The following is a 1,397-nucleotide window of genomic DNA, read 5'->3' as shown; positions in this document are numbered from 1 at the left end:
CCTCGGCGGAGGTCTCCGGCGACCGTGAGTTCGGTCGGTCGATCCGGGCCGGCTGGTTGGAGATGTACGACACGGTCCACCTGGCGATCGGTCCCGACATCGGTGACACCACGCAGTTCATGGCGTACGGAATGCTCGTCAACACCCTGGTCTCGCTGGGCTTCAAGCCCGACCACCGGGTCTGGGCCGGCTTCTACGAGTCGGCGCAACCGAAGAAGTGATCCGCATGCTTCACCTGGTCCGCCCAGTTTCATGCCCGCAAAACTTAGTGGTCACTAACTAACTCCGAGGGGGAGTAATGAACGAGCAAGCAGCAGGCAGGCGCGGGGGCGCCACCTGGGCCCTGATCATCACCAGCGCCGCAGGCTTCATGGCGGCACTCGACAATCTCGTCGTCACGACCGCACTGCCCTCCATCCGCAAGGACCTGGNNCGCCGCCCTCGGCATCTTCTCCGCCGTCACCGGCCTCGCGGTGGCCAGCGGCCCGCTGATCGGCGGCAGCCTCACCGAGCACTTCTCCTGGGAGTGGATCTTCTGGCTGAACGTCCCGGTCGGCCTGGCCCTCCTGCCCTTCGCCCGGCTCCGCCTCTCCGAGTCGTACGCACCGAACGCCCGGCTCGACATCCCCGGCACGATCCTCGTCAGCGGCGGCCTCTTCGGCATCGTCTACGGACTGGTCAACGGTCAGACCGACGGCTGGACCTCCGCCCCGATCCTCATCAGCCTCTTCGCGGGCGCCGCGCTCCTGGCCGGATTCATCCACCACGGCTTTACCCACAAGAACCCCATGCTCCCCATGCGGCTCTTCCGTAACCGCGCCTTTTTCGGGATCAACATGGCCTCCCTGCTGATGTTCCTGGGGATGTTCGGCTCGATCTTCCTGCTCGCCCAGTTCCTGCAGGGCGTCGCCGGTTACTCGCCCACCGAGGCCGGACTGCGGATGCTCCCCTGGACCGGAATGCCGCTGCTCGTCGCACCCTTCGCCGGGATCCTCTCGGACCGGATCGGCGGCCGCCCGGTGGTCGCGGCCGGTCTCGCCTTCCAGGCGGTCGGCCTCGGCCTCTTCGCGGCGGTCCTCGGCCCCGACGTCTCGTACGCCGCCCAGCTCCCGGCCCTGATCCTCAGCGGCATCGGCATGGCGCTGTACTTCGCCCCGGCGGCCAGCGTGGTCATGTCCAGCGTCCGGCCCGCCGAGCAGGGCATCGCCTCCGGCGCCAACAACGCCCTGCGCGAGGTCGGGGGATCGCTGGGAGTCGCGGTCCTGGGTGCCGTTTTCGCTTCCCAGGGTGGGTACCAGTCGTCGCAGTCCTTCACCGACGGCACCGTCCCCGCTCTGTGGATCGGCGCCGGTACGGTCGCCCTCGCGGCGCTTGCCGCTCTGCTGATTCCGCGCCGC

General features: G+C 68.5%; 2 pseudogenes. Both read left to right on the top strand.

The features are described 5' to 3' along the window. A pseudogene (locus J0695_RS36360) lies at positions 1-221 on the top strand (TetR family transcriptional regulator); the annotation flags it as partial. Between the two features lie 77 nt (positions 222-298). Continuing rightward, positions 299-1,397, top strand: a pseudogene (locus J0695_RS36355) (MFS transporter); the annotation flags it as partial.

Source organism: Streptomyces beijiangensis (genome assembly GCF_017315755.1).
Lineage (GTDB): Bacteria > Actinomycetota > Actinomycetes > Streptomycetales > Streptomycetaceae > Streptomyces > Streptomyces beijiangensis.
This window is presented reverse-complemented; position numbering and strand designations above follow the sequence as displayed.